The following is a 26,691-nucleotide window of genomic DNA, read 5'->3' as shown; positions in this document are numbered from 1 at the left end:
CGTTACCTCATCCCTTTTTGTTTTTGGATAACCGCCCGGATCATAAAGTAATCGACTTCTTCAGGAAGCTCTTCTTTAATCGGCTTCAGCCTTTCTACTCCTGCTTTTGCAATTGCCTCTTCGATTAGAGGCTCATATGCTGGATCAATAAAATCATCCCAATTGACATCCATTCCTTCTTCAGAGCAAAGCTCCAGGTGCTTTTGAATAGTGATTACAGAAAGTTCCCGTTCAGCAGCGATCTCCTCGGGCGGCTTGCCGGTCTTATACATTTCGAACGTAACATAATGGCTTTTCTCTTTTGCATTTGTTCGTTTCTTTATTGTGTGGAAGGCGACCGGTTTTGCCGGCTCAGGTAGAGTGATTCCTTTTTCCTCACGGTATGCTGCAATTTCCCGCAAAAAAAGCTGTCCATATTGCTCGCTTTTGCGCTTACCCACTCCCTTTACTTGAAGCAGTTCTTCTTCAGTAACAGGCAGTTTACTACTTAATTCTCGAAGCGTCGCATCGGAGAAAATGACAAAAGGTGGAACTTGTTCAGCTTCCGCAATGCTCTTTCGCACTTGTCTTAGCCGCTCAAATAATGCATCCTGAACAACGAATTGTTTTGCCTCGACGCTTTCTTTCTTTACAACATTTTCTTCGCCCCGGAGAACTTGCACCGCTTTCTTCGTTAAGGCCAGCACAGGGTAGTTTCCGCCGGTCGGGACAAGATACTGTTCAGCAGTCAAAAAATCAATAAGCTCACATACTTGCTGTTGCGTTTGCTCTTTCATAATTCCGTAAGTGGACGATTGATCAAATCCAAAGTTTTTCACCTTTTGATCGGACGAACCTGTCAATACTTTGGCGATAAATGTTTTTCCGAACCGTTCTTTCATTCTTTTAATGCAGGAAAACACCATTTGCGCTTCCCTCGTTACATCAACGGACTCTCGCTCATCCGTACAGTTACCACAATGGCCACATTCGATTTCTTTTCGGTCACCAAAATAATGGAGAATGTATTGCTGAAGACAACCTTCCGTATGGCAAAATCCGATCATTTGCTGCAACTTCTCATATTCCTGCATTTTTCTTTGCGGTTCCATGTCCGACTGCTCAATTAAAAACTTTTGAATGTGAACATCTTGAGGGACATAAAGAAGGATGCATTCGCTCTCTTCCCCGTCACGCCCTGCGCGTCCGGCTTCCTGATAATACGATTCAATGTTTTTCGGAATGTTATAATGAACGACATACCGTACATTCGATTTATTAATGCCCATCCCGAAAGCCGATGTGGCTACCATGATCGTTTTATCATCATAGAGAAACCGATCTTGAAAATGATTCCGCTCTTGTTCCGTCATCCCGGCGTGATACTTCCCTGCTTTAAAGCCTTTATGCTCCAGTAGCGCATGAAGACGTTCTACTTCTTTTCGTGTCGCTGCATAAATAATGCCCGATTGCGCTTCATTTTTTTGCAAATAGGATTCAAGGAAACGATCGCGGTCTTGCCCTTTAATGACACGAAAAAAAAGATTATCGCGGGCAAATCCGGTTGTTACCACCTGGTCGCTGTCCATCCGCAATTGGTGGCAAATATCTTCTGTTACTTTTTCAGTCGCTGTCGCTGTCAATGCAACAATAACAGGTTTTGAGCGGAGCTTTTCAATCATCTCTTTAATTAAAAGATAACTTGGCCTGAAATCGTGCCCCCATTGTGAAATACAATGAGCTTCGTCAATCGCGATGAGTGAAATGGGCAGGCGGTTCAGCCATTCAATAAACGACAAGGACCCGAGACGCTCAGGCGCAATATAAATTAATTTAAATAGGCCGTAACTCGCTCCTTCTAACCGTTCATGGACTTCCTGTGAGGAAAGCGTACTATTAATATAAGTCGCCGGCACCCCTTCTTTCTCAAGCGCATCGACCTGGTCTTTCATAAGGGAAATGAGAGGGGAAATAACGAGTGTGACGCCTGGAAAAAGTAATGCCGGCACTTGATAGCAAATCGATTTCCCGCCTCCTGTCGGCATAATTCCAAGCGTATCTTGTTTATTTAATAGCCGTTTGACCACATCTTCCTGCCCTTTTCGAAAGGAATCATAACCAAACGTGCTTTTTAGAACGTTTAACGCTTTTTCAAACATTGGATTCTCCTCTTTATCATTCTCTCGTTTTAGTGTAGCACAACTTCATTTACGCTTAAATAAACAGCCTTCCTTTTGGACAACCTATTGAGTAATAAAAAATTAGAAGGATGGGATTTTAATGGTTCACAAAATCATAGGCGCAATGATTGTCTTTTTTTGTCTGGCCTCAGGGTTTGGCGGTTCTACATACGCATTGACGTTCAACAATTTGCCGATTACAAAAAATACAAACCAGTGGGTTGTGGAAATCCATCAAGATAATCCGCTTCGTTCCAATCATGCTAAACATTCGAATGCTTATCTATTTTCGGTTAAAAATATTGGGAAAGATGCCGAAAATGTCACCATTGAGGTTCATCGCAATGAGTTGGATGCCAGAAAAAAATTATCATTAGTTGGACCTGCGGAACAGCCCATCCGTTCCATTAAGCATGGGCAAGCTTTAGGTGACAGTCGTTTCTTTCTTTCCAAAAAAGCGACAGAAGTTGAAATCGTCATCTCATGGGAAGATAATGGAAAGAAGCTAAAAGAACCCTTTATCTTTACGGAAAATTAGCCAGATACCCTCGTTGATCAACGAGGGTCTTTTATTTACAAAAATTGGATTAAACTTAAAAACAGTGCCGAAATCCGTTGGCATTACAGGGATTATGACGATTTTCCGCGTCATCTTCAATCAGTGTTTTAACTTGACTTTACTATGAATCACGTTACAATAATGTGGTATATGTAACCCCCTCTCATACGATATTTGAGAGTTTATTTTTTTTGTAAATGGGGAAAGAAACCTTGAAGTCATTGATGACTAATAGAGGAGGAACAACTGTATGAAGCAGTTATTAATGAAATGCCAGGAGCAGTTGAACGAGAAATTTGTTCTCTTTTTTTTCGTCGTCATCGTCTTCTGGCTGAAAACGTATATTGCGTATCAAGTTGACTTTAGTCTCGGAATAAAAAATGCGATGCAACAATTTTTGCTTTTTATTAATCCAATCAGCTCGTCGCTTTTCTTCTTTGCGATTGCCCTGTTTTTCAAAGGACGCGGCCGCTATTGGGCGATGATTGTCATTAATCTCATTTTATCCATTGTCTTATATGCGAATGTTGTATACTATCGGTTCTTTGATGATTTCATTACATTGCCTGTTTTGTTTCAAACACAAAACTTTGGTGAAGTGAGCGGAAGCGCCTGGTCACTTATGAAAGTAACCGATATTTTTTATTTTATTGATACGATTCTTTTAATTGTATTTGCATTATGTAAAGTGCTCAAGCCGCAGGAATATGTAAAAAGACGGTCAATATGGATTGTTTTTGCTTCTGCCATCTTTATTTTTATTATAAATCTCGGACTTGCTGAATCGGATCGTCCGCAGTTGTTGTCCCGTACATTTGACCGTAATTATCTTGTGAAGTATCTTGGCCAATATAATTACCAACTATACGACATTATTCAAAACTCAATGTCTTCGGCGCAGCGGGCATTTGCCGACAGCAGCGATTTAACCGATGTTGAAAACTTTACAAAAGCGAATTATACAGAGCCCAACCCGAAATATTTCGGAAAAGGCAAAGGGATGAACGTCATTTATATTTCAATGGAATCCCTGCAAAATTTTATGATTAACTATAAATTAGATGGAAAAGAAGTTACTCCGTTTTTAAACAAATTAACGCATGATAAGAATACATTTTACTTTGATAACTTCTTCCATCAAACCGGGCAAGGAAAAACATCGGATGCTGAATTTATGATGGAGAATTCATTATTCCCGCTTCCACAAGGATCCGTATTTACAACGAAAGCGCAAAATACGTATCAAGCAGCTCCTGCCATTTTAAAACAATATGGTTATACTTCCGCTGCACTGCACGGGAATAATGCATCGTTCTGGAACCGCGACAGAATGTATAAAGCATTCGGCTACGATAAGTTCTTTGATGCGAAATATTATGATATGAGTGATAAAAATACGTTGAACTATGGGTTGAAAGATAAACCGTTTGTTGAAGAATCGATGCCTTATCTTGAAGGTTTAAAACAGCCATATTATGCAAAAATGATCTGGTTATCTAACCACTTCCCATTCCCGCTTGATAAGGAAGATCAAGACTTCCCTGCGGGCAATTTCGGGGATAGCGTGGTTAACAACTATTTCCAAACGGCTCACTATATGGACGAAGCACTTGAACAATTCTTTACAAACTTAAAGAAAAGTGGTCTCTATGATCATACAATCGTTGTTATGTATGGTGACCATTACGGTATTTCCGAAAACCATAATGATGCGATGGCAAAAGTAATGGGCAAACCGATTACGCCATATGAGAATGCGCAATTGCAACGTGTTCCGCTATTCATTCACGTTCCTGGCGTGAAGGGGAAAGTCATTCATAAATACGGCGGTGAAGTGGATGTACGTCCAACATTGCTTCACTTACTAGGTGTCGATACGAAAGACTATATTTCGTTCGGTTCCGATCTTTTATCTGACAAACACCGTGAAATTGTTCCGTTTAGAAACGGAGACTTTGTCACACCGAAATATACACAAGTAAAAGGTGTATGTTATGCGAACCCGACCGGCGAAAAAGTGAAAGACCAAAAAGCATGTGCGCCATATGATAATGTGGTGAAAAAAGAACTGGAATTGTCAGACAATGTCGTTTACGGCGATCTGCTCCGTTTCCACAAACCAAAAGGATTTAAACCTGTCGATCGCTCGCAATATGACTATTCGACGGATCAAACAAAAGGATTGACTAACGAAGATTCGATTAAAATACCCGGTGAAGCGGCAAATTTAAGAGAGAAAAACAGCCGGCCTGACGGAAATTAAAAATCATAAAAAAACCCCCTTGTTCGGGGGTTTTTTTTATGATTTTTCTTCTGTCATTTTTTGAAGTTCATTCGTGATTTTCTCCGTCAAATAAACAAATTGTTCTTTCTCTTCTTCTGTTAATGGAGAAAGAAGCCTTGTCCAAAATGTATTTCTATTTTTAATCACCTGTTCAATCAAATTCTTTCCTTTTTCCGAAAGCTCGATCCAAACAATGCGCCGATCATTTTTATCTCTTAAACGGACAATCAGTCCATCTTCTTCTAATCGGTTTAAATTTATGGTAGTTGCACCGGACGTTAATTCTAATTTTCGGGAAATGTCAACAACCATGCATTTTCCTTTTTCATAAACGACTTTCAACATATGATACTTTGCCGGAGTCATTTTATATGAAGATTCTTCATGCTTCTGCGCAATGACTTTATTTTTAAAACGAAAGAACATTTCGGTGATTTGATCAACCCGTTCCAGCTGTTTTCGCAACTCATCCTTACTTTCTACCATCGCCAGGCTCCTTTTAAACAAACTAAAATGAATATACATTTCATCCAAAAAATTACTATAACATTTCATTACTATTATACTAGACAAAATCCCCCTTTTCAATTAAGATATTATCTTGTAAAGTAACTTTACCATAAAGTAAATAAAGTTAAAAGAATGGAAGGAGAAAGAATAAATGAGCAAAGGAAAATTATTTACGATCAACATCATCGGTATTTTAGTGGTGTTAGCGCTCGTAATCGGGGGTGTTTATTATTACAATCAATCAGCCAATTATGTTAAAACCGATGATGCAAAAATTTCAGGGGATATGGTTCAAATCGCATCTCCAGTTTCAGGTAAACTAACAAGCTGGGATGCAAAAGAAGGAACGAAATTCAGCGAAGATGAAACAACTGGAAAAGTGGATAGCCCTGAAGCAAAATCATCTGTTTCCATTAAAACGCCGATTGAAGGCACAGTCATTAAAGATGAAGCAAAAGAAGGCCAACTTGTTCAAGCAGGTCAACCTTTAGCACAAGTAGTGGACATGAAAAAATTATTTGTCGTTGCCAACATTGATGAAACAGACATCCGCGATGTTGAAGTAGGCGCAGATGTCGATGTAACAGTGGACGAAAATTCCGACACGACGTTAAAAGGTAAAGTAGAACAAATTGGTTATGCCACAAACTCAGTATTTTCATTGCTTCCTCAACAAAACACAAGCGGTGATTATACAAAAGTAACGCAAAAAATTCCTGTAAAAATTTCAATCAGCAATTATTCTGAAGATGTTCTTCCAGGAATGAATGCAGAAGTTAAGATTTCAAAATAAAGACGTTAACGATTAGCAGAAAGGAGTTGAAGTTTGATGGCATCCAGTAATTCAGGGGAAAACAGCAATGGGATAGGACAGCACATTCCGCTTCTCATTGTATTGATGCTCGGATTGTTTTTAGCGATCTTGAACCAGACGCTGCTAAATGTGGCAATCCCGCATTTAATTACGGAATTCGGCGTCACGACAAATACGGCGCAGTGGCTGTTGACCGCCTACATGCTCGTTAACGGTGTTTTAATTCCGCTGTCCGCTTTTTTAATTGAACGTTTCGGTGTGCGCATTTTATTTTTAGTTGCGATGTTTTGCTTTACGGTCGGTTCATTCATTTGCGGAATTGCGCCGAGCTTTTCTGTCATGTTGACCGGCCGGATTATACAGGCCGTTGGCGGCGGGGTTCTTTCCCCTCTTGTCATGACGATCATTTTATTCGTCTTCCCTCCGCAAATGCGAGGTAAAGGGATGGGGATTTTCGGCCTTGCAATGATGTTCGCCCCGGCAGTCGGTCCAACGTTATCCGGCTGGATTGTGGAACATTACACATGGCGCATTTTATTTTACGGAATGGTTCCGCTCGGATTAATCGTTTTGATCATTGCTTTTTTCAAACTTCGAAACATTATCGAGCCGAAAAAAATCAAGTTGGATTTTTTCGGCACTGTGACTTCACTGATCGGCGTCGGCGGATTGCTTTATGGCTGCAGTGAAGCGGGAAATGATGGATGGGACGATCCAATCGTTCTTTCCACAATTATTATTGGAGTTATTTTCATTGCGATTTTTGTCGTTCAACAAATTCGTTCAAAAACTCCTTTATTGAATTTCAGAGTGTTTAAATACGATATGTTTTCAATGTCTAGCATTATTAGTGTTTTAATTACAGTTGCTATGTATGCCGGAATGTTTTTGCTTCCGATTTATTTACAAAACTTGCGTGGATTCACCCCACTTCAATCCGGCTTATTAATGCTTCCAGGGGCAATCATCATGGGAATTATGTCGCCGATTTCAGGCGCGCTGTTTGATAAAATCGGCCCCCGCCCGCTCGCAGTGATCGGGCTGTTAATTACAGCTGTTACAACGTATGAATTTACTCAGCTTACAGTAGAAACGTCATACAGCCATATTCTTATCCTGTATATGATCCGTTCATTCGGCATGTCGTTTTTAATGATGACAATAATGACGGCGGGGATGAACCAGCTGCCGAGAGAACTAAACAGCCATGGAACGGCAATGTCGAATACATTGCGGCAAGTCGGAGGATCCATTGGCACAAGTTTAATGACAACCATTTTTACCAATCGCACAACCTTTCATATGTCTTCTATAAGTGAGCATGCTAATACAGGAGATCCGTTTTTTGCCGCATCGTTTCAATCTTTTGTTCAAAAAGTGGCAGAGACGATGCACTTGCCATTAGAACAGGCTAAACAAATGGCCGTCTCCCTTTTTACCGGCCAGGTGAGTCTGCAATCAACGGTTAACGGAATTAATGATGCTTTCTATTGGGCAACAGGATTAACGATTGTTGGATTACTATTAAGCTTTTTCCTTCGTGATGTCCGTAAAGACAAAAATGTGAAACGCGAAAAAACAGTGGAGAATGAAAAAGAAATTTTACTACTCCCGGCTCCAAAACACGGGCAGGACGTAAAATCATTTTAGGAGGGTTTATTTCAATGAAAATTTATATCGTCTACGACTCAGAAGGAGGACATACTGAACAATTGGCAAAAGCGATTAAAGAAGGCGCCAATCGAGTTGAAGGAGCTGAAGTGTTCCTTCATCATGTAAATGAAGCCAATGTGTATGATCTCGCTGAAATGGATGCCATTATTTGGGGGTGCCCCGGCCATTTTGGAACGATCAGCTCGGGCTTAAAAGCGTGGATCGATAAGCTCGGTTACTTATGGGCTCAAGGAAAATTAATAAATAAAATTGGTGCCGTTTTTTGTACGACTGCGACGGAACATGGCGGAATTGAAGCGACCATGCTAAATTTGATAACGCCGATGCTCCATCAAGGAATGATCGTTGTTGGCCTGCCAGGCAACATTCCTGAAAATGCCCTTTACGGTTCATATTATGGGGTTGGGGTGACATTCCCGGTAGGAAATCCTGACGACCCCGCGGAAAATCAAATTTCAGAGAACGGTTTAGCATTAGGAAGAGCTTTAGGCGAACGTGTTTCTTCTATCACCCGACAATTTACAGAAAAAGGGTAGGGGCATAAACATATGTTAATCATCGGCTTATTCTTTGTCGTTGCTGTTATCATTATTATCACACTTATTGTAATGAATGCCCGTGTTTTTGGCACTCCTGAGAAAAAGGATGCGCAAGAACCGAAACAAGCGGCAACGACTGATGTCATAGAAGAAACCCCGGAAGAAGAAGGAACTGAAGCTCAATTGGAAACAAACGGCGTTTCCACGGCAACCGTTCAGGAATCAAATCCAATTCAAGATTCAAAAGACAAGATCAATGATCAGGAATATCGCAGAGCACTGCAACAATTCCAACTTCGTGGCGAACAAGGTAAACTCAAAGAGAAGCCTGACAAGCAAAAAATGCAGGATGAAGATTATAGAAAAGCATTGCTTTCGATGAAAAATAATCAAGAAAAGAAATAAGAGCTTGAGTGCCTGGCACTCAAGCTCTTATTTCTTCTTTAAGACGTTACGAATTGTACCGTAACCTCTTTAAACATGCCACTTCCAACGTAATTTCCATTTAAGTCAAATTGCCAGTCATACGCCCGTGCTTCGACGTGAATGATGCCGGGCATAACATCAACCCTCAGTTCCGGCAATAACGAAAAGTCCCAATCATGAATGATAAAATCATCAGCTACATAATGCGCGATTTTCATCAACTCTTCATCAATAATTGTAATATCTTGTTCTTTAAAAGCAATGACGACATTCATCACCGCATATTCATGTAGATCCATTGTTTCCGCTCCTTTTAGAAAAGTTCTTACTTCAAGTATGACCCGGAAACTATGAATCTATTCCTCTTTCTTTCAAACTATTTGATGGTTTGGCTAAGCTGCTGTTTTCCCCTTTAGTTCAAAGGTTTTGGAACAGCTTCTTTTTTCAAAGCCTTTTTCGCAGTTTTTTTACTTTCACAAATTCCGCAACAAATTTCTTGATGTCCGGCTCTTTGCATAAGAAATAATGGCGGGTATGGTGTCCGTCTTTTTTATCAGATAGATGACAATTCAGAAATTGGTCTACTTCTCTTCTCGTCAGATGGATGCTGTATTTTTTCCCATGGTTTGGCACTTCAATTATTAGTTCATTTAAAAACGGGAGTTCTTTCAGTAAATAAATGGTGGAATCAAGGAGCAGTTTATGTACAGCTTCTTCGGTACCTAAATAATGCAAATAGTCCTCTTTTTTGAGATAGGTGTAAGGAGTTTCCCTGTAATACGACGCAAAATCCCCATAGAACGCAATTTTTGCTGTTGAATCATGAAATTCATAGTATTTAATAAAGAAGTGTCCTTTCATTTTGGACAGTGTCGTACGAAATCGGTAAGCTTCACGCTCCACTGATCGCTTTGCATTTGTTTGTTCTTCGTTTGATTTTTGGTGCTGGAATAAGCTTTCTTCCATTAGATGGCCAATACTAAACGTATCCTTTATAAAAAAGATCGAAAAGGACTTTCTTTTCATGACTCTTCCCCCTTGCTTACCGAAAAAATGCTTTTTCATTTAGTATAACGCTTTATAGGCGAAAACGTAAATTTGAATAGCACGACAAATTTCAACGTTTTTTTAAAAGTCGCTATTTAACCCGGCTCTTCGCCTTTCTTATTCGCGTCGCTCCCGTTCTTCTTTCGTATAAATCATGCGCATTGGATTTCCTCCAACAAACGCACCCGCAGGCACATCTTTATGGACAAGCGTCCCTGCTGAAATAATTGCGCCGTCTCCGATGGTAACACCCGGCAAAATGGTGCTGTTGGCTCCAATCATGACGTCATCTCCAATGATGACATCTCCGAGCCGATATTCGCGAATTAAGTATTCATGAGCAAGGATTGTAGTATTATAGCCAATGATTGAATTTCTTCCGATCGATATCCGCTCAGGAAACATAATATCCATCATGACCATGAGCGCGACAGCCGTCCCCTCTCCCACCTTCATTCGTAAAAACGTACGGTAAATCCAGTTTTTTAGTGGAAGGAACGGCGTATAACGCGCGATTTGAATGGCGATGAAATTTTTAGCCACCTTCCAAAATGGGACGGTGGCATATACTTGATATAACGAGTTTTTTCCTTTTACAGGATAACGCTCTGTCTTTCGCACATTAGTTCCCCTCTACAATCGCAAGTATATCACTCATATTCTCGAGCATATAATCCGGCTGGAATTCTTCAAGATAGGCACGGCCTTTAATCGACCAGGCGACACCGGCCGTTTTCGTTCCGGCATTTTTACCAGCTAAAATATCATGCTTATTGTCTCCAACCATTATCGTTTTTTCCGGTACGGAATCAAGAATCGCAAGGGCCCGTTCAATGGGTTCCGGGTCGGGTTTTGCTCGCTTTACATCATCAAGCGGTACAATGCACTCAAAAAACTGGTCCAAACCTGTGAGCTTTAATCCCATATTAACGGTATGGCGCATTTTCGTTGTGACAATGCCTAACTTATACCCCTTTTGATGGAGCTTCTCAATCGTTTCATAAACTCCTTCATATTCGGTCACAAGTTCATCATGGTGAGCCAGATTGTATTCCCGGTATGTTTTTACCAATTCTTCAGCCCGTTCCTTATCAACTGTTTCAAAAGATTCGATAAGTGGCGGACCAATAAAAGGGAGCACTTTCTCACGATTATATTGATCAGGGAAGTATTGATTTAATGTGTGTAAAAAGGAAGAAATAATCAATTCATTGGTGTTTATCAGTGTTCCGTCTAAATCAAATAGTAAAGTGTCAATTTTCATAAAGCTGTTTCCTTTCCGTTATGATTCATCTTGATCGAGGTAATGTTGGTCTGCAAGGCCTGTTTTCCGGCGATAGATGATAATCATCACTGAAATAATAATAAGTGCAATTGAAATGACTTGCGCGATGCGAAGATGGCTCGTCAGCATGAGACTATCCGTCCGCAGCCCTTCGACGAAATAGCGGCCGATAGAGTACCAGATGAGATAGCTTAAAAATAGTTCTCCACGGCGAAGGTTCACCTTTCGAAGCAAAATAAGGATGATAAACCCGGCAATATCCCAGAGCGACTCATATAAAAACGTCGGATGGTAGTATGTCCCGTTAATGTACATCTGATTGATAATAAATTCAGGAAGATGCAAGTTTTCAAGGAAAGCCCGCGATACAGCGCGGCCATGGGCCTCCTGGTTCATGAAGTTCCCCCATCGTCCGATCGCCTGCCCGAGGATCAGGCTCGGCGCAGCAATGTCTACCATTTTCCAAAAGGGCAAGTTGCGGACTCTTGTAAAAATTATCGTTGTGAGCACCGCACCGATCAGGGCTCCATGAATGGCGATGCCGCCTTCCCAAATTTTAATGATGTGGCTCGGATGGGTTTTGAAGTAATCATTCCACTCAAACGCCACATAATAGATTCTCGCACATATAATCGAAATAGGGACAGCCCACATGACAAGGTCGACAAATGCTTCTTTCGGAAATCCTCTCCGTCCTGCTTCTCTTAAAGCGATCCATAAACCTAGCAATGCGCCGCACCCAATAATCACACCATACCAATAAACCGTTATCGGCCCAAGTTCCAGGGCGACCCGATTAAGCGGCTGAATCGTATATAACATCTTTTATCACGTCCTTTGCCTAATCAAAAATTTTATCCTCTTGTTGCGTTAGTAGCCTTCTTCATCCCCCAACCGAATCGCATCATTTAACCGCTCCGAAAATTGCTGCGCAGCGTTCACGCCCATTCGCTTCAACCGGAAGTTCATCGCCGCTACTTCAATAATGACAGCGAGGTTACGGCCCGGCCGAACGGGAACCGTTAGTATCGGAATGTCCACGTCAATAATTTTCGTCGTTTCTTCATCCATTCCAAGCCGATCATACATTTTTTTCGAATTCCATATTTCTAAATGGATAATTAGATCGATTTCTTTTTGCGCCCGAATCGCGCCCGCCCCAAACAATGTCATGACATTAATAATGCCCAATCCGCGAATCTCTAATAAATGCTTAATTAATTCAGGTGCGCTCCCGACAAGCCGTTCTTCTTCTTCTTGCCGGATTTCAACAGAATCATCGGCAACTAAGCGGTGGCCGCGTTTGACTAGTTCAAGCGCTGTTTCGCTTTTTCCGACGCCGCTATTTCCGGTGATTAACACTCCAATCCCGTAAATGTCAACAAGCACGCCGTGAACCGCCGTTGTCGGTGCGAGACGGCTTTCCAGGTAGTTGGTTAATCGGCTTGATAGCCTCGTTGTCGTCAACTTTGAACGCATGACCGGAACGCCGGTTTGATTAGAAGCGATCAACAACTCTTTCGGCACTTCCAACCCGCGCGAAATAATGATCCCTGGCGTTTCATCCGTACAGAGCTGCAACATTCTGTCCAGGCGAGTTTCGGAATCCAGTTTCGTTATGAACGATAATTCTGTTTGACCGAGCAACTGTACCCGGTCCGACGGATAAAAGTTAAAATACCCCGCCATCTCCAGTCCGGGCCTGGAAATATCACTTACTAAAATATTTCGGTGGACACCTTCTTCCCCGCTGACCAATTCTAGCTGAAATTTATCAATCAACTCTTCCATAAGCACTTTCACCATATAGATCCTCCTGCATACTCCCCTTTTTCATCTATCGGTATTGTACCATTCTTTAGCCCTTTCACCAAAATTACTTATTCAAAAAAAAACACTACCCGGCCGCGGGATAGTGTTTAGTCTTTTTTTCTGAGCGGTTTAACGACAAACTCTTGAATGAGCAAAGTCAGCACGGAAATGATGACAGATGCGATAAGTGCCATGCCAAAGTTTCGAATTGTAAAAGCATCTCCCATTACTGCCGAAGTCAATTCAAGCAAAATAGCGTTAATAACAAATAAAAACAGGCCAAGCGTGACGATCGTCACCGGCAATGTAAGAATGACCAAAATCGGTTTAATAAAAATGCGGAAAATCGACAAAATGATACTCGCCAACAGGCATGCGCCTACACTTTCCAAATGAAATGACGGCCTGAAAATAATGTCGATGACCATAAGAACGATCGTATTGACAAAAACAGAGATTATCCAGTTGATCATTTTAGTTTCTACACATCACTTTCCTATAAGTACGCGCTTATTTCAGCGAAGAATCCTCGTTTATTTCAGCAAGCTTTCGTTTGGAAACAGTAATCGAACCCGTTTTCGCTTCCGCTTCTAATTGATACTTAGGGAACGTATCTTTATTGGCAATAAAGTGAAGCGTCTTCTTAGCGAGCTCTTTTTTCTCTTCAATGATTTCCATCCCGGTAAAATCACAATGGATGCTGCCAACATACGTTTTTAAATCGGCTTCGAGCTCAATGTCTTCCGGCAATTCTGCTTCGATTTTGCCCGTGACAGTTTTAAGCAGGGCATTTCCTTTTAACACCGAACGCTGCTCAAAGTAAATTGTTCCATTGATCGTTTCAGCCATCGCGTTTTCTGCCTCACCGGAAAAGCGAACCGGTCCATTGATTGTTTCCAGAGACATGTCGATCCAGCGATTGTCTTTTAACGTCATGCTTCCATGATTCGCTTCAGACTGTATTTTTTGGCCGGTGCATGACTCTACGATTAAATTTCCAATCGTCGATTTTGTCTCTAATTCTTTTACTTTTATATTGTGTACTTTAATTGGTCCGTTAAACGTTGTCAGTTTCATGTTTTCATACTCGATTTCCGGAATGAAGAAAACGGCATTTACCTTTTGCGTTTTATCCCTGGCATAAAATCGAAGCTTTGGCGCCTCGCAGTCAAAAAACGTTTCATTTTGGAATTTCGTCGTAGCCGTTATTTCTTCGGGAACTTTATATACCGCCGCTTTACATTCGATGCGTACATCATTCTTCTCCCACGGAATCACTTTAATCGAGCCGTTGCGAATTTCAATATCGACCCTGTCAAAAGACACGTTATTCGCCTCAAACACATATTGGATCTCTTCATGCGGCCCAAAATTGAAATCAAAATCAACCTTTTTGATCCGCTCGGAAACTTGATCGATAAATTTGCCTATCTTTTGGCTTGCGGACGGTTCTTTCTCTAAAGATGAATGTTTTTTTTCTTCTTTGCCCTTATGGGGGGCTTTCGGATTTGGATCGTGTACTGCATGCAATAACCGTTCGGCTTCCTCTACCGTGATTTTTCCTTCATTTAACATTTGTAAAATCATTTTTCGTTCAGTCATTTCATCACCTCCACGATTCGTACGGGGCCATTTAAAGTTGTAACCTTACCGTATACATACTTTAACGCCTTTTACAATATTCCAGACGATGGCGATAACTGCCGGGAGTGCAAAAAGAATGGCGGAAATGATAATGGTTTTCGTTTGAAAACCTGATTCGGCAGAGAATGTAATTCCTAATGAAATGGCGACAAGTACAAGAATATGCGAAAGGAATGCCTTTCTTGCCTGAATTTGTACAGCCGGCTCTCCGGTAAATAAATAAACGAGAACGGAAAATACAAACGGCGCAAATAAAACACTGAAATAACAAAGAGACGAAAGAATTCGGCTTGATTTAGGAGACATTGTCTTCCCTCCTCTGTCTTACAAAGATCTACCAAAAGTACCTCTACATTTTAAGCTTTTATGAAGAAAGATGTAAAGAAAAGCACCGCTTATAAAGGCACGGTGCTTACTCTTAAGAAACAGATTCTTTTTCCTGTATGAATGCTTTCATCCGCTTTTGGTCCCTTTTTAGCACAGGAGCAAGGTAACGGCCGGTATAAGATTCAGGAACTTCCGCCAGTTCTTCCGGCGTGCCGGTTCCGACAATCGTGCCTCCCTTATCTCCGCCTTCTGGTCCAAGATCGATTAAATAGTCGCATTGTTTAATGACATCTAGATTGTGCTCGATGACGAGAACGGAATCACCATTATCAACAAGCCTCTGTAATACTTTTAACAAGCGGGATATATCATCGACATGAAGACCGGTTGTCGGCTCATCCAAAATGTAAATGGTCTTGCCGGTTGATCGTTTATGCAATTGCGAAGCAAGTTTCACGCGCTGCGCTTCCCCGCCGGAAAGGGTCGTCGCCGGTTGGCCGAGTTTAATATACCCGAGCCCGACATCTAAAATCGTTTCAAGCTTTCGCTTAATTCTCGGGATGTTTTCAAAAAACTTCACGGATTCCTCGACCGTCATATCTAAAATATCGGCAATGCTTTTCCCTTTATATTTCACTTCGAGCGTTTCACGGTTGTAACGTTTACCATGGCATACTTCGCACGGAACATAAACATCGGGAAGAAAATGCATTTCGATTTTAATGATTCCATCGCCACGGCATGCTTCGCACCGTCCGCCCTTGACATTGAAGCTAAACCGGCCTTTTTTATAGCCGCGCACTTTTGCCTCGTTTGTTGCCGAAAATACGTCGCGTATATCATCGAATACGCCGGTGTATGTCGCCGGATTGGAACGCGGCGTCCTGCCGATCGGCGACTGGTCAATGTCAATTACTTTATCGACATGCTCCAATCCTTTGATCGCTTTATGGGCTCCCGGCTTGTCTTTTGCCTTATGAAGCTTCTGGGCAAGCGCTTTATGGAGAATTTCGTTGACGAGCGTGCTTTTCCCTGAACCAGAAACGCCGGTGACCCCTGTAAATAAGCCTAACGGAATTTTTACTTTCACATTTTTTAAATTGTTTTCCGTCGCGCCGACGATTTCAATATATCGGCCATCCGGTTTGCGCCGTTCGTTAGGAAGCGGGATAAATTTCTTGCCGGATAAATATTGTCCCGTCAATGAATTCGGATCATCCATAATTTCATTTGGCGATCCTTGAGCCGTAATCTTACCGCCATGGGCTCCTGCTCCAGGGCCAATGTCGATAATATGGTCGGCAGCAAGCATTGTATCTTCATCATGTTCAACAACAATCAGCGTATTGCCAAGGCTGCGCATTTCCTCTAATGTACGGATCAAGCGATCATTATCTCTTTGATGCAAACCAATCGACGGTTCATCTAAAATGTAAAGGACTCCTGTCAATCTTGAACCGACCTGTGTCGCCAGCCGAATGCGCTGCGCTTCCCCGCCGGAAAGCGTCCCCGCTGCCCGGCTTAACGTTAAATAATCCAGTCCAACATTCGCCAGAAATCCGAGACGGTCGACAATTTCCCTCAAGATTAACCGTGCGATTGCCCGCTCTTTATCGGTAAGATCCAGGTTTTCAAAGAACTCCTTTGCCTCTGTAATCGAGAGGGCGGTCGTTTCGCCGATATGTTTTCCGTTAATGAGGACAGCAAGCGCCTCTTTCTTCAGCCGGTATCCCTTACATGTCGGGCATGGTTTTTGCGCCATGTAGCCTTCCATTTGTTCGCGGACGTAGTCAGAGCTTGTTTCTTTATAACGGCGTTCAATATTGCCGAGAACGCCTTCGAATTGAATGTCGTTTTCACGAATTTGGCCGAAATCATTTTCATAGCGGAAATGAATGTATTCGTCCCCGCTTCCATATAACACTTTATCCATCTGCTCTTTCGGCAGGTCTTTAATCGGCACATCCATATCAATGCCGTAATGATTACATACGCTTGTAAGGAGCTGTGGATAATATTGCGAACTGACGGGCTCCCATGGGGCAATGGCATGTTCATTCAACGATAAATTCCAATTCGGGACGACAAGTTCTGGATCGACTTCAAGCTTCATTCCTAGACCGTCACACGAAGGGCAGGCTCCAAATGGACTGTTGAAAGAAAACAGGCGCGGCTCTAATTCACCGATCGAAAAACCGCAATACGGGCAGGCATGTTTCTGTGAAAATAGCAGCTCTTCCTCACCGATTACATCTACGATAACACTCCCGTCCGCTAACTGGAGCGCCGTCTCCAGTGAATCGGACAGACGCGTGGAGATGCCTTCTTTAATCACAACACGGTCAATCACGACTTCAATTGTATGTTTTTTATTTTTCTCAAGTCGAATGTCTTCACTAACCTCCCGCATTTCACCGTCAATGCGGACCCGGACATAGCCCTGTTTCTTAATGTCTTCCAATACCTTCACGTGCTCCCCTTTTCTTCCGGAAACGATCGGGGCTAGTATTTGCAGCTTTGTCCGTTCAGGGTATTCTAAAATGTGATCGACCATTTGCTCAATGGTCTGGGATGTAATTTCAATCCCGTGTTTTGGACAGACCGGGCGGCCAATTCGGGCGAACAACAGGCGCAAATAATCATACACTTCCGTAACTGTTCCAACCGTCGAACGCGGATTGCGGCTCGTCGTTTTTTGATCGATCGAAATCGCAGGTGATAATCCTTCAATCGAGTCGACATCCGGTTTATCCATCTGTCCAAGGAACTGGCGGGCATATGCAGAAAGAGATTCCACATAGCGGCGCTGTCCCTCGGCATAGATCGTATCAAATGCAAGCGACGACTTCCCCGAACCGGAAAGTCCTGTAACAACAACCAATTTATCTCTTGGAATCGTCACATCAATATTTTTTAAATTATGAGCTCTTGCTCCCTTAATAACAATATTCTGGTTGGTTGACAACATCCTCATCCTTCCGCCTTCAATTCAAGTATCGTATCACGAAGCTCGGCCGCACGTTCAAATTGCAAGTTTCTTGCTGCGTCCTTCATTTCTTTTTCAAGCCGTTCAATAAAGGCTTCGCGATCTTTCTTGCTCATTTTTTGCTTTGGAGCATCCGTTTTGTACGTTTCCGCTCCTTCTGCGGCATAAGTCGCGCGGATGACATCACGCACTTCCTTTTTGATCGTCTGCGGTGTAATGTTATGTTTCTCATTGTATTTCATCTGGGTTTCGCGACGTCTCCTCGTCTCTTCAATGGCGATTTTCATCGAATTCGTTATTTTGTCAGCATACATGATCACATGGCCGTTTGCGTTTCTCGCCGCCCGGCCAATTGTCTGAATAAGTGAACGTTCGGAGCGGAGGAACCCTTCTTTATCGGCGTCCAAAATGGCAACGAGCGAAACTTCCGGAATATCGAGCCCTTCCCGAAGCAAGTTAATCCCGACAAGAACATCAAAGACGCCAAGGCGAAGGTCACGGATAATTTGAATTCGCTCCAATGTTTTAATTTCCGAATGCAAATACCGGACTTTCACACCCATTTCCTCTAAATAGTCGGTTAAATCCTCGGCCATTTTTTTCGTTAATGTCGTGACAAGGACCCGTTCATTTTTCGCCGTCCGCTCGTTAATTTCGCCAAGCAGATCATCAATTTGCCCCTTGATTGGACGAACTTCAACTTCAGGATCAAGCAAGCCTGTCGGACGGATGATTTGCTCGATCGGCTTCGGAGAGTGCTCCAATTCGTAAGGCCCTGGAGTTGCGGATACATAGATATGCTGGAACTTTTTCGCTTCGAACTCTTCGAACGTCAGCGGACGGTTATCCTTTGCTGACGGAAGACGGAACCCATGCTCCACAAGCACATTTTTCCGCGCCTGGTCGCCGTTGTACATCCCGCGAATTTGCGGCAACGTGACATGCGATTCATCAATAATGATTAACGAATCCTCGGGAAAATAATCCAACAACGTATACGGCGTGGAGCCAATCGGGCGCAATGTCAAATGGACAGAATAGTTCTCGATCCCTGAACAAAAGCCCATTTCGCTCATCATTTCAATGTCATATCGGGTCCGCTGCTCAAGGCGCTGCGCTTCAAGCAGCTTTCCTTCTTCTTTTAATTGTTTTAGCCGTTCTTCAAGCTCTTCTTCAATCCGCTTAATGGCAATCTTCATCTTTTCTTCCCGCGTAACGAAGTGAGAGGCCGGGAAAATCGCAACATGCGTCCGTTCACCGATAATTTCCCCCGTCAAGGCATCGACCTCTGTAATCCGATCAATTTCGTCTCCGAAAAACTCGACACGAAGACAATGTTCATCTCGGGAGGCCGGGAAAATTTCAACGACATCTCCGCGAACACGGAACGTTCCCCGCGTAAAATTAATGTCATTACGAATGTATTGAACGTCGACCAATTCGCGAAGCAGCTTGTCACGATCCTTTTCCATTCCTGTCCTGAGCGAGATGACAAGGCTTTTATATTCTTCCGGGGAACCGAGACCGTAAATGCACGACACGCTCGCTACGATGATGACATCGTTCCGTTCGAATAAAGCGCTCGTAGCGGAGTGCCGCAGTTTATCAATCTCATCATTAATGCTCGCATCTTTTTCAATGTACGTATCCGATTGCGGGATATAAGCTTCCGGCTGATAATAGTCGTAGTAGCTGACAAAGTATTCTACTGCATTGTTCGGAAAAAACTCTTTAAATTCACTGTAAAGCTGGCCGGCTAATGTTTTATTATGGGCAATGACAAGTGTCGGCTTGTTTATTTCTTTAATGACATTCGATACGGTAAATGTTTTCCCTGTTCCGGTCGCTCCAAGAAGCGTTAAATTTCGTTTTCCTGATTGGATTCCTTTCACCAGCTGCCGGATTGCTTCAGGCTGATCGCCCTGCGGCTGATAGGCGGAAACTAGTTCAAAACCTTCACTCAAGAGTAACCCCTCCGTTCTCTTCTATTCTATTGACATTATATCACAGTCAGCTATAGAAAACCTAATTTTCACGAACAAATATTCGTTGGAAATTCAACGAATAAGTAAAGCGCCACCCTTTTTGAGTGACGCTTTACTTACTCCACCTTTTTCTCCTGTTTTCGATAAATAAAAAGCCCGAGCCAAAAACCGATTCCAGTGGAAACGATGGCGATGATCTGGATGGCGAGCGGGCGATGGATGCCATCAAACGCAAAAAGTAAAATCAATACGGTTATAATGAGCGGCACAAACTTTGAAAATAAAATGCGATTGAAAAGCAGTTGAAAAAAAATCGGCAAAAGCGCCGCCAAAATGACTTGAAAAATCATGGTGAAGCCTCTCTTTCAATTTCCTATACGATAATGCACTTCTTAACCATACTATACGTTCATGATAAAAACAAAAGGAGCCGATTGAATAAGAATCAGCTCCTTTTCGGCCAGCCCCGTGCAAAAGGAGTTATGTGCCAACAGCGCTTTTCCTATCCTCCAATTCATGGACAAACAAAAGCCCTAACTTGTGGTGTTCATTTTCATAAAGCGAACGCTGGGCAAAACGAATTTCCCCGTTTTTATCAAGGACTTCCAACTTACAAAAAGCAGCGTTAATTTGCAGAGCTTTGTAAAAATCCTCTTCATTCGCCACTGGCATGCCGTTCACCTTCATGATTACTTCACCGATCTCAATTCCCATTGAAGCCGCCGGCGCTCCGGGGACTACGCCTAAGACAAGAAGCCCCGCATTTCTTTTCACAAAAAATGAAGCCCTTTTGTTATCGTATTTGCTTGCGGCGATTGTAATGAACTCCCGGCATAACATACCGCCAATGACTGCGATGAGTGAGAGCATGGGAAGGTTGAAATAAAAACCGCCGAGGGTAATAAGTGAAACAAGCACTCCTAATGCCAATACTTGTTCACCCGTCATTTTAATCGCTTCAGCCGGCATCGTAGATGTAACAAGCTGCCTGAATCCGACCGCAAATGGAATAAGAATGATCGTGTACCCCGCTGCGTCCATGCTAAATAGCGGCCACCATCCGTCATGCGGGAACGAACCTACAGGCAGGAGTAAAAATTGCGGGACGAGCCATAGACGGGTCGCTTCATGCGCACCGATAAACTGCCCTCTTTTTCCTTTGAACAAGCGCGGTGATGTCCGCTTTGCCCCTTTCCAAAGAATAAGAATAGCTTCCTGGATAAGCAGCATAGCTAATAGAAAAGCAAGTGTCTCAATCGGCGTATGCTGAACTTCCATTATCCAGCGATCAATCGCCTTTGAGCCTGTATGAAACGCGGGCAGTAAACTGGCGACAAGCGCTGATAGCCCGATCGCATAGGCCGGATTCATGAGACGTGTTTTCAATGACAAACCGAGCAAAATATACATCATCCCGATTAACACGACCATACCCATCGGTATGCTAATTCCGGCAACTAGCACGATTGTCGAAAACACGATGCCAACCAACAGCCCGGGAAGCACGGATTGAATGAGGTTATCGATCAGCGGATGCACCTTTACTTTAAATTCTTTCCGTTCCCGCTTTACCCGTTTATATCCGATGTAAAAAGCCAATCCAATAAACACATAAAGAAGGGGATGCAAAAATAGGCCGGCAACTCCTTTTAGCCATCCAATCGCATATGGAACCATAAATTCACCCCTAACAAGCCTCTTTTCTCCTATTCTATCAAACTTCAGTTGAAGTTGCTAAAGCAACTTACAATAAAAAAATAAGCCGAAGCGGGGCTTCGGCTTATTTTCTAGCTTAGTTGCCATCTGTAATTAGCTGGAGGGCGGTTTGAAGCTGCAAATCATTTTTTTCATCACGGACTTTCGAAATGATTTTTTCCTCGATTCGCTCCGCCGTCTTTTTATCAATCACACCGGATGCTCTTAAATCATTCGCTTTTTGGAATGCCGTTACAGCGGTTTCTGTCTTCTCATCAAAATAACCATCCGTGCGTCCCGGCTCAAATCCAAGGCCGCGCAGCATTTTTTGGGCGGTTTTAATTTGCTCGCCTGTCATATCAAACTCAAGCGGTTTTTCGACCGTTAAGAAGTTGCTATAAAAATAAGGAGGCTGCTTCACTTCTTGCGACGGCTCGATTCCTTTTTTATGAATCCAATTTCCGTCCGGCGTAAGCCATTTTGCGATCGTCAATTTAATGTTGCTTCCGTCGTTAAAATCTGTTGCGTTTTGCACTGTCCCTTTACCGAAAGATTTTTCGCCAACGAGTTCATAGCCGCCGGCCTCTTTTAACGCACCCGCCAATATTTCTGAAGCGGAAGCACTGCCGCCATCAATGAGCCCGATAATCGGGTAGCTTTTCTTCTCTTTTAATTTAGAGAAATAGCGCTGTTTTTTACCGTTGCGGTCTTCAATTTGCAAAGATGGCTTTTTATTCGGAATGATTTGGTCAACGATCGTTTCGACGGCCTGCAAGTACCCTCCAGGATTGCCGCGAACGTCAATGATCAACCCATCGATGCCTTTTTTCTCTAACGATTCTAATTTCGTCTTGAAATCCTCACCCGTATTTTCAGAAAACGATGTTATTTTTAACACGCCTACCGTTTTGCCGTTCACCTTTTTCGTGTCGGAGTAAACGGTTTCGATCGGGATCGTGTCACGTTTGACTTTCACCTTCATGACTTCATGGACCCCTTCGCGCTTAATGCCAAGCGTCACGACGGATCCTTTCTTTCCGCGTATTTTCAAAACAGCCTTGTTTAAATCCAGTCCATCGAGGCTTTTTCCATCAACCGTATAGATCTGGTCATTGGGCTTTAACCCGGCCTTCTCTGCCGGTGAATCTTTAAATGGAGCGATAATCGTCACTTTATCATTAACCATGCCTACTTCTGCCCCGATTCCTTCAAAAGACGATTCAAGAGATTGCGTGAATTGTCCGGCGGTCTCCTTATCCATATAAGCCGAATAAGGATCTTTTAATGTTTTAATCATTCCCTGAATGGCGCCTTCCAACAATTCATCCGAGTTCACATTTTTGTAATAGTTCGATTCGATTAATTTGTACGCTAGCTCAAGCTTTTTAAACTCGTTTTGAACATCGGCTTTTGAATGGGCCGGAGGCATGTTTTCAATGGCGCCGCTTTTTGCTGTCGTTAGCCCATCGCCGAAAATCGCCATTCCGGCATACATGGCGCCTGCCCCTGCCAATAATGATAAAACCATAAGAAGTGCAACAATTTTTCCCCTTACTTTCAATAGGCTCACCTCGTTTAGTTTGCAGGAAAAGGCATCACACCATAAGATGCGATGCCTTTTTCAAAGTAAGTGTAGGACGGAATTCCTGTCCAACCTCTACTTCATTGTATGAACAGCTTGTATCCATTATGAATGATTTTATAGTACCTTATATTTCATGTTCGGTAAAGAAAAATGTAGCACCTTAAGTTAGTAAATGAATAATAAAGCTAAGAAATCTTGCATTTCAAACGTTTTTTAAATCTATTCATATGAGCACTTCGCATACATCTTCTTTAAGGGCAGAAGCCAGTTTCTCAATGTCACGCGAGAACATACGGTCTTTTGTAATCGTTGGAACAACTTCTCTTATTTTTGAATACATTTTTTTAGTTTCTGGCGCGAGTTTTTCCGCCCCTCGAATATCAGCGGCCTGAGCGGCGCAAATGGCCTCAATCGCAAGAACCCTGCGGCTATTTTGAATAATTTGATACGCATGGCGCGCTGCCGTTGTCCCCATGCTGACATGGTCCTCCTGGTTGCCAGATGACGGAATGGAATCGACACTGGCAGGGTGAGCTAATGTTTTATTTTCTGAAACTAACGATGCGGCAGCATATTGCGTGATCATTAATCCTGATTGAAGCCCGGGATCAGCACTTAAAAATGCGGGCAGATCATTAAGCTGCGGGTTAACCAATCGTTCAATACGTCTTTCAGAAATACTTGCGATTTCAGAAATAGCGATACCAAGAAAGTCCATAGCAAAAGCAATAGGCTGGCCGTGGAAATTCCCTCCGGATATAACGTTTCCACTATCTGAGAAGATTAATGGGTTATCTGTTGCTGAATTGATTTCGATCGCCAGTTTCTCCTTGACATAATTCAATACTTGCTGAACGGCCCCATGAACCTGCGGAATGCACCGCAATGAATAAGCATCTTGCACCCTGATTTCTCCTTGAGTCGTTGTTAATTGACTTCCCTCAAGATAGGAAAGAATTCTTCCAGCCACTTTTTGTTGTTCAGGATAAGGTCTTACTGAATGAGATTCCGGAGTGAAAGCATCTACGATTCCCCGTAGTCCTTCTAATGTTAAAGAAGCTACCCCGTCTGCGAGATCAGCAAGTCTTTGGGCTTCCATATAGGAAATCACACCGACAGCCGTCATCGCTTGCGTTCCGTTTATTAACGCAAGGCCTTCTTTTGCCTGGAGTTTTATCGGATTTAGACCCGCCAGTCTTAGCGCTTCTCCCCCCGACATTTTTTCATTGTTATAAATCGCTTCGCCTTCGCCGACTAACAGTAATGCAATATGTGATAAAGGAGCTAAATCGCCGCTGGCACCTAGTGATCCCTGACTTGGGATGACCGGAATAATATTTTGGTTCAAACAGTCGATGAGCAGCTGCAATGTTTCAAGACGAATCCCCGAATACCCTTTTGCCAACGCATTCGCTCTTAGTAGCAACATCGCTTTGCTTACCTCTGAAGAAAACGGTTCCCCGATTCCACAGGCATGGCTTCGAATTAAATTGATTTGCAAGTCGGCTAAATCAGCTTCTGAAATCATTGTATCGCTAAATTTGCCAAACCCTGTGTTTACTCCGTAAATCACTTTGTTGCTCTTAATGCTTTCCTCAACTAGATCCCTGCTTTGTTTAATTTTTTCTAACGCATGCTCGCTAATTTTAACAGGATACCCTTCATAAATCACTTTATCAATTTGGTCAAATGTTAAAGAATTTCCATCAAGCTGAACAAACATAAAAAATCGCTCCTTTTTATTCATAAATGGCCTTGCAGGTAGAAAACAAAAAGGGGGCTATACCAAAAACAAGAGGTTCGCTTTTGGTATAGCCCCCTATAAACTGTATAAACTATGGGCTTTAAACGATTATGTTATAAAAATAAAACTAATCTAAAACATTAAATTTACTAGAGTGCACTTCTTACTAACGTCTAAGGTACCTGAATATAGTATTACGCACTCAAAATGATTTGTCAACCAATTTTTAAAAGTCACAACATTTACCAATTATAATAGGAGCGTATTTATTTGATTGCTCATCAATACGCTTCTTTTATTAATAAAAGCACATCTAATCTATACTAGACTAGATGTGCAATTTGCTACATGTTATTCATTTTCCCTATGCTTGATCAAGACCTTTATTAAAAGTATGGTCTTGGGTCAATCGCATTGGATTTCGCCATATTCCACGGGCCTTTATGAAGTTCGAAATGAAGGTGCTGTCCGTGCGAGGCGCCCGTGTTCCCCATATACCCTATCAGCTGCCCTCTGTGAACGGAACCGCCATTTACGACTCTTGAGCTCATATGGGCATAAACCGTCGTATAGACTTGCCCTTTAATCGAATGTGAAATGAAAATGCAATTTCCATAAGAAGTAGAATAATAGGAACGGATGACCGTACCGTCAGCTGCAGCATAAATCGGAACCGTGCCTCTTGCCGCGATATCGACTCCGGCATGGAATTCGCTGCCGCGGTGGCCGAATCCGGAAGAAAACACACCGCTTGCCGGTTTCATCAACATGCCGTTTCCAAGATCAGGAGCGTCTGCGCCAGTGCTGCTATGGGACACATTCCCCCGCTCGGCTTGCATTTGTGCACGGATCTTTTCGGCTTTCATTGCCTCTTCCTGCGCTTTAAGCAAATCGGCCGTATGCTCGAATTCCTCAACATCATCTTCCAGTTGGCTATGCTCCTTTTTCAGAGAAGCCATCAACTTGTTTTTCTCTTTTACTTTTTCTTCAAGTTCATTCTTTAATGTTTTAAGCTCGTCCATTTTTTGCTGAAGAGAGGTTAAAGCCGTTTCTAATTTGAGCTTTTTGTCTTCTAAAAGCTTTTTATCCGCTTTATGCTCTTCAAGAATTTGCCGGTCCTGGTCGGCAATTAAATTAAGCGCAAATACACGGTCAATGAAATCGCCGAAGTTTTTTGAACCGAGGACGACATCAAGGTATTTAACAGAGCCGCCGCTTTCATACATAGAGCTGACCCGCTCTTTCAACAGCTTGTCCCGTTTATCAATTCGTTTTTGGACAACATCAATTTCGTTTTCCAATTCACCGATTTTTAATTTGACTTTGCTAATCTCGGATTCTTTTTTATGGATTTTTTCATTTGTCTTTGTCGTTTCCGCATCAAGCTTTTTAATTTCTTCCTTTGCCTTTGCCTGATCTTCTTCATTTGCCTTTAATTTTGCTTTTGCCGCTTTTTGCTTTTTCTCATTTGCCGCCTTTTTCTTCTGGATGTTTTTTAACGACTCGGCATGGGCAGTATCATAGTTGGCATATGTGGCGATCCCGCTTAAAAAAAGACTGAGTGCTAATGATACTCCTAAAACCTTGCGATTCAATGAAAGTCCTCCCCCTTATCC

At 42.5% G+C, this 26,691-nt stretch carries 24 protein-coding genes; 6 read left to right on the top strand and 18 right to left on the bottom strand.

Going from position 1 to position 26,691, the window contains the following annotated elements; translation table 11 throughout:
• Positions 1–2: 2 nt before the first annotated feature.
• The gene (recQ, locus tag WD019_RS07965; protein WP_425711160.1) at positions 3–2,138 is read right to left on the bottom strand and encodes a DNA helicase RecQ; all 2,136 of its coding nucleotides are present in this window, start codon (positions 2,136–2,138) and stop codon (positions 3–5) included.
• 121 nt (positions 2,139–2,259) lie between these two features.
• Here recQ and WD019_RS07960 point away from each other — a divergent pair, with 121 nt between their 5' ends.
• On the top strand, positions 2,260–2,697 hold the full coding sequence (locus tag WD019_RS07960) for a hypothetical protein (protein WP_026678368.1): 438 nt from the start codon (positions 2,260–2,262) through the stop codon (positions 2,695–2,697).
• Positions 2,698–2,968: 271 nt separating this feature from the next.
• Positions 2,969–4,981 carry an LTA synthase family protein gene (locus WD019_RS07955; RefSeq protein WP_425711159.1) on the top strand — a complete coding sequence of 671 codons (2,013 nt, stop codon included), beginning with the start codon at positions 2,969–2,971 and terminating at the stop codon, positions 4,979–4,981.
• A gap of 36 nt (positions 4,982–5,017) precedes the next feature.
• Here WD019_RS07955 and WD019_RS07950 read toward each other — a convergent pair whose 3' ends face one another.
• Positions 5,018–5,488, bottom strand: a complete 471-nt coding sequence (locus tag WD019_RS07950; protein WP_026678367.1) for a MarR family winged helix-turn-helix transcriptional regulator — start codon at positions 5,486–5,488, stop codon at positions 5,018–5,020.
• Between the two features lie 175 nt (positions 5,489–5,663).
• Here WD019_RS07950 and WD019_RS07945 point away from each other — a divergent pair, with 175 nt between their 5' ends.
• Genes WD019_RS07945 through WD019_RS07930 form a run of 4 tightly spaced genes read left to right on the top strand, consistent with a single transcriptional unit; the run spans position 5,664 to position 8,944 of the window.
• Complete coding sequence (locus tag WD019_RS07945; RefSeq protein ID WP_026678366.1) at positions 5,664–6,305, top strand: efflux RND transporter periplasmic adaptor subunit; 642 nt, start codon at positions 5,664–5,666, stop codon at positions 6,303–6,305.
• Positions 6,306–6,341: 36 nt separating this feature from the next.
• The gene (locus tag WD019_RS07940) at positions 6,342–7,976 is read left to right on the top strand and encodes a DHA2 family efflux MFS transporter permease subunit (protein WP_051291509.1); all 1,635 of its coding nucleotides are present in this window, start codon (positions 6,342–6,344) and stop codon (positions 7,974–7,976) included.
• A 14-nt stretch (positions 7,977–7,990) separates the two neighbouring features.
• Positions 7,991–8,536: an NAD(P)H-dependent oxidoreductase gene (locus WD019_RS07935; protein WP_026678364.1), complete on the top strand. Its 546-nt coding sequence runs from the start codon at positions 7,991–7,993 to the stop codon at positions 8,534–8,536.
• A gap of 12 nt (positions 8,537–8,548) precedes the next feature.
• Complete coding sequence (locus tag WD019_RS07930) at positions 8,549–8,944, top strand: hypothetical protein (protein WP_425711158.1); 396 nt, start codon at positions 8,549–8,551, stop codon at positions 8,942–8,944.
• A gap of 38 nt (positions 8,945–8,982) precedes the next feature.
• Here WD019_RS07930 and WD019_RS07925 read toward each other — a convergent pair whose 3' ends face one another.
• From WD019_RS07925 to WD019_RS07850, 16 genes are all read right to left on the bottom strand, one after another.
• Positions 8,983–9,264 (bottom strand): hypothetical protein, encoded by a 282-nt coding sequence (locus WD019_RS07925; protein ID WP_026678362.1) that lies wholly within the window; start codon positions 9,262–9,264, stop codon positions 8,983–8,985.
• A 145-nt stretch (positions 9,265–9,409) separates the two neighbouring features.
• Positions 9,410–9,991 (bottom strand): hypothetical protein, encoded by a 582-nt coding sequence (locus tag WD019_RS07920; protein WP_425711157.1) that lies wholly within the window; start codon positions 9,989–9,991, stop codon positions 9,410–9,412.
• A 138-nt stretch (positions 9,992–10,129) separates the two neighbouring features.
• Positions 10,130–10,633, bottom strand: coding sequence for an acyltransferase (locus tag WD019_RS07915; protein WP_425711156.1), 504 nt, complete (start codon positions 10,631–10,633; stop codon positions 10,130–10,132).
• A 1-nt stretch (position 10,634) separates the two neighbouring features.
• The gene (ppaX, locus tag WD019_RS07910; protein ID WP_026678359.1) at positions 10,635–11,276 is read right to left on the bottom strand and encodes a pyrophosphatase PpaX; all 642 of its coding nucleotides are present in this window, start codon (positions 11,274–11,276) and stop codon (positions 10,635–10,637) included.
• An 18-nt stretch (positions 11,277–11,294) separates the two neighbouring features.
• Positions 11,295–12,119 carry a prolipoprotein diacylglyceryl transferase gene (lgt, locus tag WD019_RS07905; protein WP_026678358.1) on the bottom strand — a complete coding sequence of 275 codons (825 nt, stop codon included), beginning with the start codon at positions 12,117–12,119 and terminating at the stop codon, positions 11,295–11,297.
• 48 nt (positions 12,120–12,167) lie between these two features.
• Positions 12,168–13,103: an HPr(Ser) kinase/phosphatase gene (gene hprK, locus WD019_RS07900; RefSeq protein ID WP_026678357.1), complete on the bottom strand. Its 936-nt coding sequence runs from the start codon at positions 13,101–13,103 to the stop codon at positions 12,168–12,170.
• A 113-nt stretch (positions 13,104–13,216) separates the two neighbouring features.
• Positions 13,217–13,582 (bottom strand): phage holin family protein, encoded by a 366-nt coding sequence (locus WD019_RS07895; RefSeq protein ID WP_425711155.1) that lies wholly within the window; start codon positions 13,580–13,582, stop codon positions 13,217–13,219.
• Between the two features lie 37 nt (positions 13,583–13,619).
• The gene (locus WD019_RS07890) at positions 13,620–14,711 is read right to left on the bottom strand and encodes a DUF4097 family beta strand repeat-containing protein (protein ID WP_425711154.1); all 1,092 of its coding nucleotides are present in this window, start codon (positions 14,709–14,711) and stop codon (positions 13,620–13,622) included.
• A 45-nt stretch (positions 14,712–14,756) separates the two neighbouring features.
• Complete coding sequence (locus WD019_RS07885; protein WP_026678491.1) at positions 14,757–15,059, bottom strand: hypothetical protein; 303 nt, start codon at positions 15,057–15,059, stop codon at positions 14,757–14,759.
• 112 nt (positions 15,060–15,171) lie between these two features.
• Positions 15,172–18,048, bottom strand: coding sequence for an excinuclease ABC subunit UvrA (gene uvrA, locus WD019_RS07880; protein ID WP_425711191.1), 2,877 nt, complete (start codon positions 18,046–18,048; stop codon positions 15,172–15,174).
• 2 nt (positions 18,049–18,050) lie between these two features.
• A complete protein-coding gene (uvrB, locus tag WD019_RS07875) occupies positions 18,051–20,030 on the bottom strand; it encodes an excinuclease ABC subunit UvrB (RefSeq protein WP_425711153.1) in 1,980 nt (659 codons plus the stop codon).
• A gap of 137 nt (positions 20,031–20,167) precedes the next feature.
• Positions 20,168–20,401: a DUF2198 family protein gene (locus WD019_RS07870; protein WP_425711152.1), complete on the bottom strand. Its 234-nt coding sequence runs from the start codon at positions 20,399–20,401 to the stop codon at positions 20,168–20,170.
• 130 nt (positions 20,402–20,531) lie between these two features.
• The gene (locus tag WD019_RS07865) at positions 20,532–21,728 is read right to left on the bottom strand and encodes a PDZ domain-containing protein (RefSeq protein ID WP_026678495.1); all 1,197 of its coding nucleotides are present in this window, start codon (positions 21,726–21,728) and stop codon (positions 20,532–20,534) included.
• 115 nt (positions 21,729–21,843) lie between these two features.
• Positions 21,844–23,274, bottom strand: a complete 1,431-nt coding sequence (locus tag WD019_RS07860; protein ID WP_035351180.1) for a S41 family peptidase — start codon at positions 23,272–23,274, stop codon at positions 21,844–21,846.
• 280 nt (positions 23,275–23,554) lie between these two features.
• Positions 23,555–25,054: a histidine ammonia-lyase gene (gene hutH, locus WD019_RS07855; protein WP_026678497.1), complete on the bottom strand. Its 1,500-nt coding sequence runs from the start codon at positions 25,052–25,054 to the stop codon at positions 23,555–23,557.
• A 407-nt stretch (positions 25,055–25,461) separates the two neighbouring features.
• Complete coding sequence (locus WD019_RS07850) at positions 25,462–26,670, bottom strand: murein hydrolase activator EnvC family protein (RefSeq protein ID WP_026678498.1); 1,209 nt, start codon at positions 26,668–26,670, stop codon at positions 25,462–25,464.
• Positions 26,671–26,691: the final 21 nt, after the last annotated feature.

Origin of the sequence: Fictibacillus sp. Mic-4 (assembly GCF_049843615.1) — a bacterium.
Lineage (GTDB): Bacteria > Bacillota > Bacilli > Bacillales > Fictibacillaceae > Fictibacillus_A > Fictibacillus_A gelatini.
The sequence above is the reverse complement of the archived record's forward strand: the minus strand, read 5'-3'. Positions and strand labels throughout refer to the sequence as shown.

What these genes read in the sequence shown, in the direction of transcription:
- WD019_RS07940 (WP_051291509.1), top strand. Translation starts at nt 6,342, where the DNA reads ATGGCATCCAGTAATTCAGGGGAAAACAGCAATGGGATAGGACAGCAC.
- recQ (WP_425711160.1), bottom strand. Translation starts at nt 2,138, where the DNA reads ATGTTTGAAAAAGCGTTAAACGTTCTAAAAAGCACGTTTGGTTATGAT.
- uvrA (WP_425711191.1), bottom strand. Translation starts at nt 18,048, where the DNA reads ATGTTGTCAACCAACCAGAATATTGTTATTAAGGGAGCAAGAGCTCAT.
- WD019_RS07860 (WP_035351180.1), bottom strand. Translation starts at nt 23,274, where the DNA reads ATGGTTTTATCATTATTGGCAGGGGCAGGCGCCATGTATGCCGGAATG.
- WD019_RS07950 (WP_026678367.1), bottom strand. Translation starts at nt 5,488, where the DNA reads ATGGTAGAAAGTAAGGATGAGTTGCGAAAACAGCTGGAACGGGTTGAT.
- WD019_RS07945 (WP_026678366.1), top strand. Translation starts at nt 5,664, where the DNA reads ATGAGCAAAGGAAAATTATTTACGATCAACATCATCGGTATTTTAGTG.
- WD019_RS07895 (WP_425711155.1), bottom strand. Translation starts at nt 13,582, where the DNA reads ATGATCAACTGGATAATCTCTGTTTTTGTCAATACGATCGTTCTTATG.
- WD019_RS07870 (WP_425711152.1), bottom strand. Translation starts at nt 20,401, where the DNA reads ATGATTTTTCAAGTCATTTTGGCGGCGCTTTTGCCGATTTTTTTTCAA.
- WD019_RS07960 (WP_026678368.1), top strand. Translation starts at nt 2,260, where the DNA reads ATGGTTCACAAAATCATAGGCGCAATGATTGTCTTTTTTTGTCTGGCC.
- WD019_RS07925 (WP_026678362.1), bottom strand. Translation starts at nt 9,264, where the DNA reads ATGGATCTACATGAATATGCGGTGATGAATGTCGTCATTGCTTTTAAA.
- hprK (WP_026678357.1), bottom strand. Translation starts at nt 13,103, where the DNA reads ATGGTGAAAGTGCTTATGGAAGAGTTGATTGATAAATTTCAGCTAGAA.
- WD019_RS07930 (WP_425711158.1), top strand. Translation starts at nt 8,549, where the DNA reads ATGTTAATCATCGGCTTATTCTTTGTCGTTGCTGTTATCATTATTATC.
- WD019_RS07935 (WP_026678364.1), top strand. Translation starts at nt 7,991, where the DNA reads ATGAAAATTTATATCGTCTACGACTCAGAAGGAGGACATACTGAACAA.
- ppaX (WP_026678359.1), bottom strand. Translation starts at nt 11,276, where the DNA reads ATGAAAATTGACACTTTACTATTTGATTTAGACGGAACACTGATAAAC.
- WD019_RS07865 (WP_026678495.1), bottom strand. Translation starts at nt 21,728, where the DNA reads ATGGTTCCATATGCGATTGGATGGCTAAAAGGAGTTGCCGGCCTATTT.
- lgt (WP_026678358.1), bottom strand. Translation starts at nt 12,119, where the DNA reads ATGTTATATACGATTCAGCCGCTTAATCGGGTCGCCCTGGAACTTGGG.
- hutH (WP_026678497.1), bottom strand. Translation starts at nt 25,054, where the DNA reads ATGTTTGTTCAGCTTGATGGAAATTCTTTAACATTTGACCAAATTGAT.
- WD019_RS07885 (WP_026678491.1), bottom strand. Translation starts at nt 15,059, where the DNA reads ATGTCTCCTAAATCAAGCCGAATTCTTTCGTCTCTTTGTTATTTCAGT.
- WD019_RS07890 (WP_425711154.1), bottom strand. Translation starts at nt 14,711, where the DNA reads ATGACTGAACGAAAAATGATTTTACAAATGTTAAATGAAGGAAAAATC.
- WD019_RS07955 (WP_425711159.1), top strand. Translation starts at nt 2,969, where the DNA reads ATGAAGCAGTTATTAATGAAATGCCAGGAGCAGTTGAACGAGAAATTT.
- WD019_RS07920 (WP_425711157.1), bottom strand. Translation starts at nt 9,991, where the DNA reads ATGAAAAGAAAGTCCTTTTCGATCTTTTTTATAAAGGATACGTTTAGT.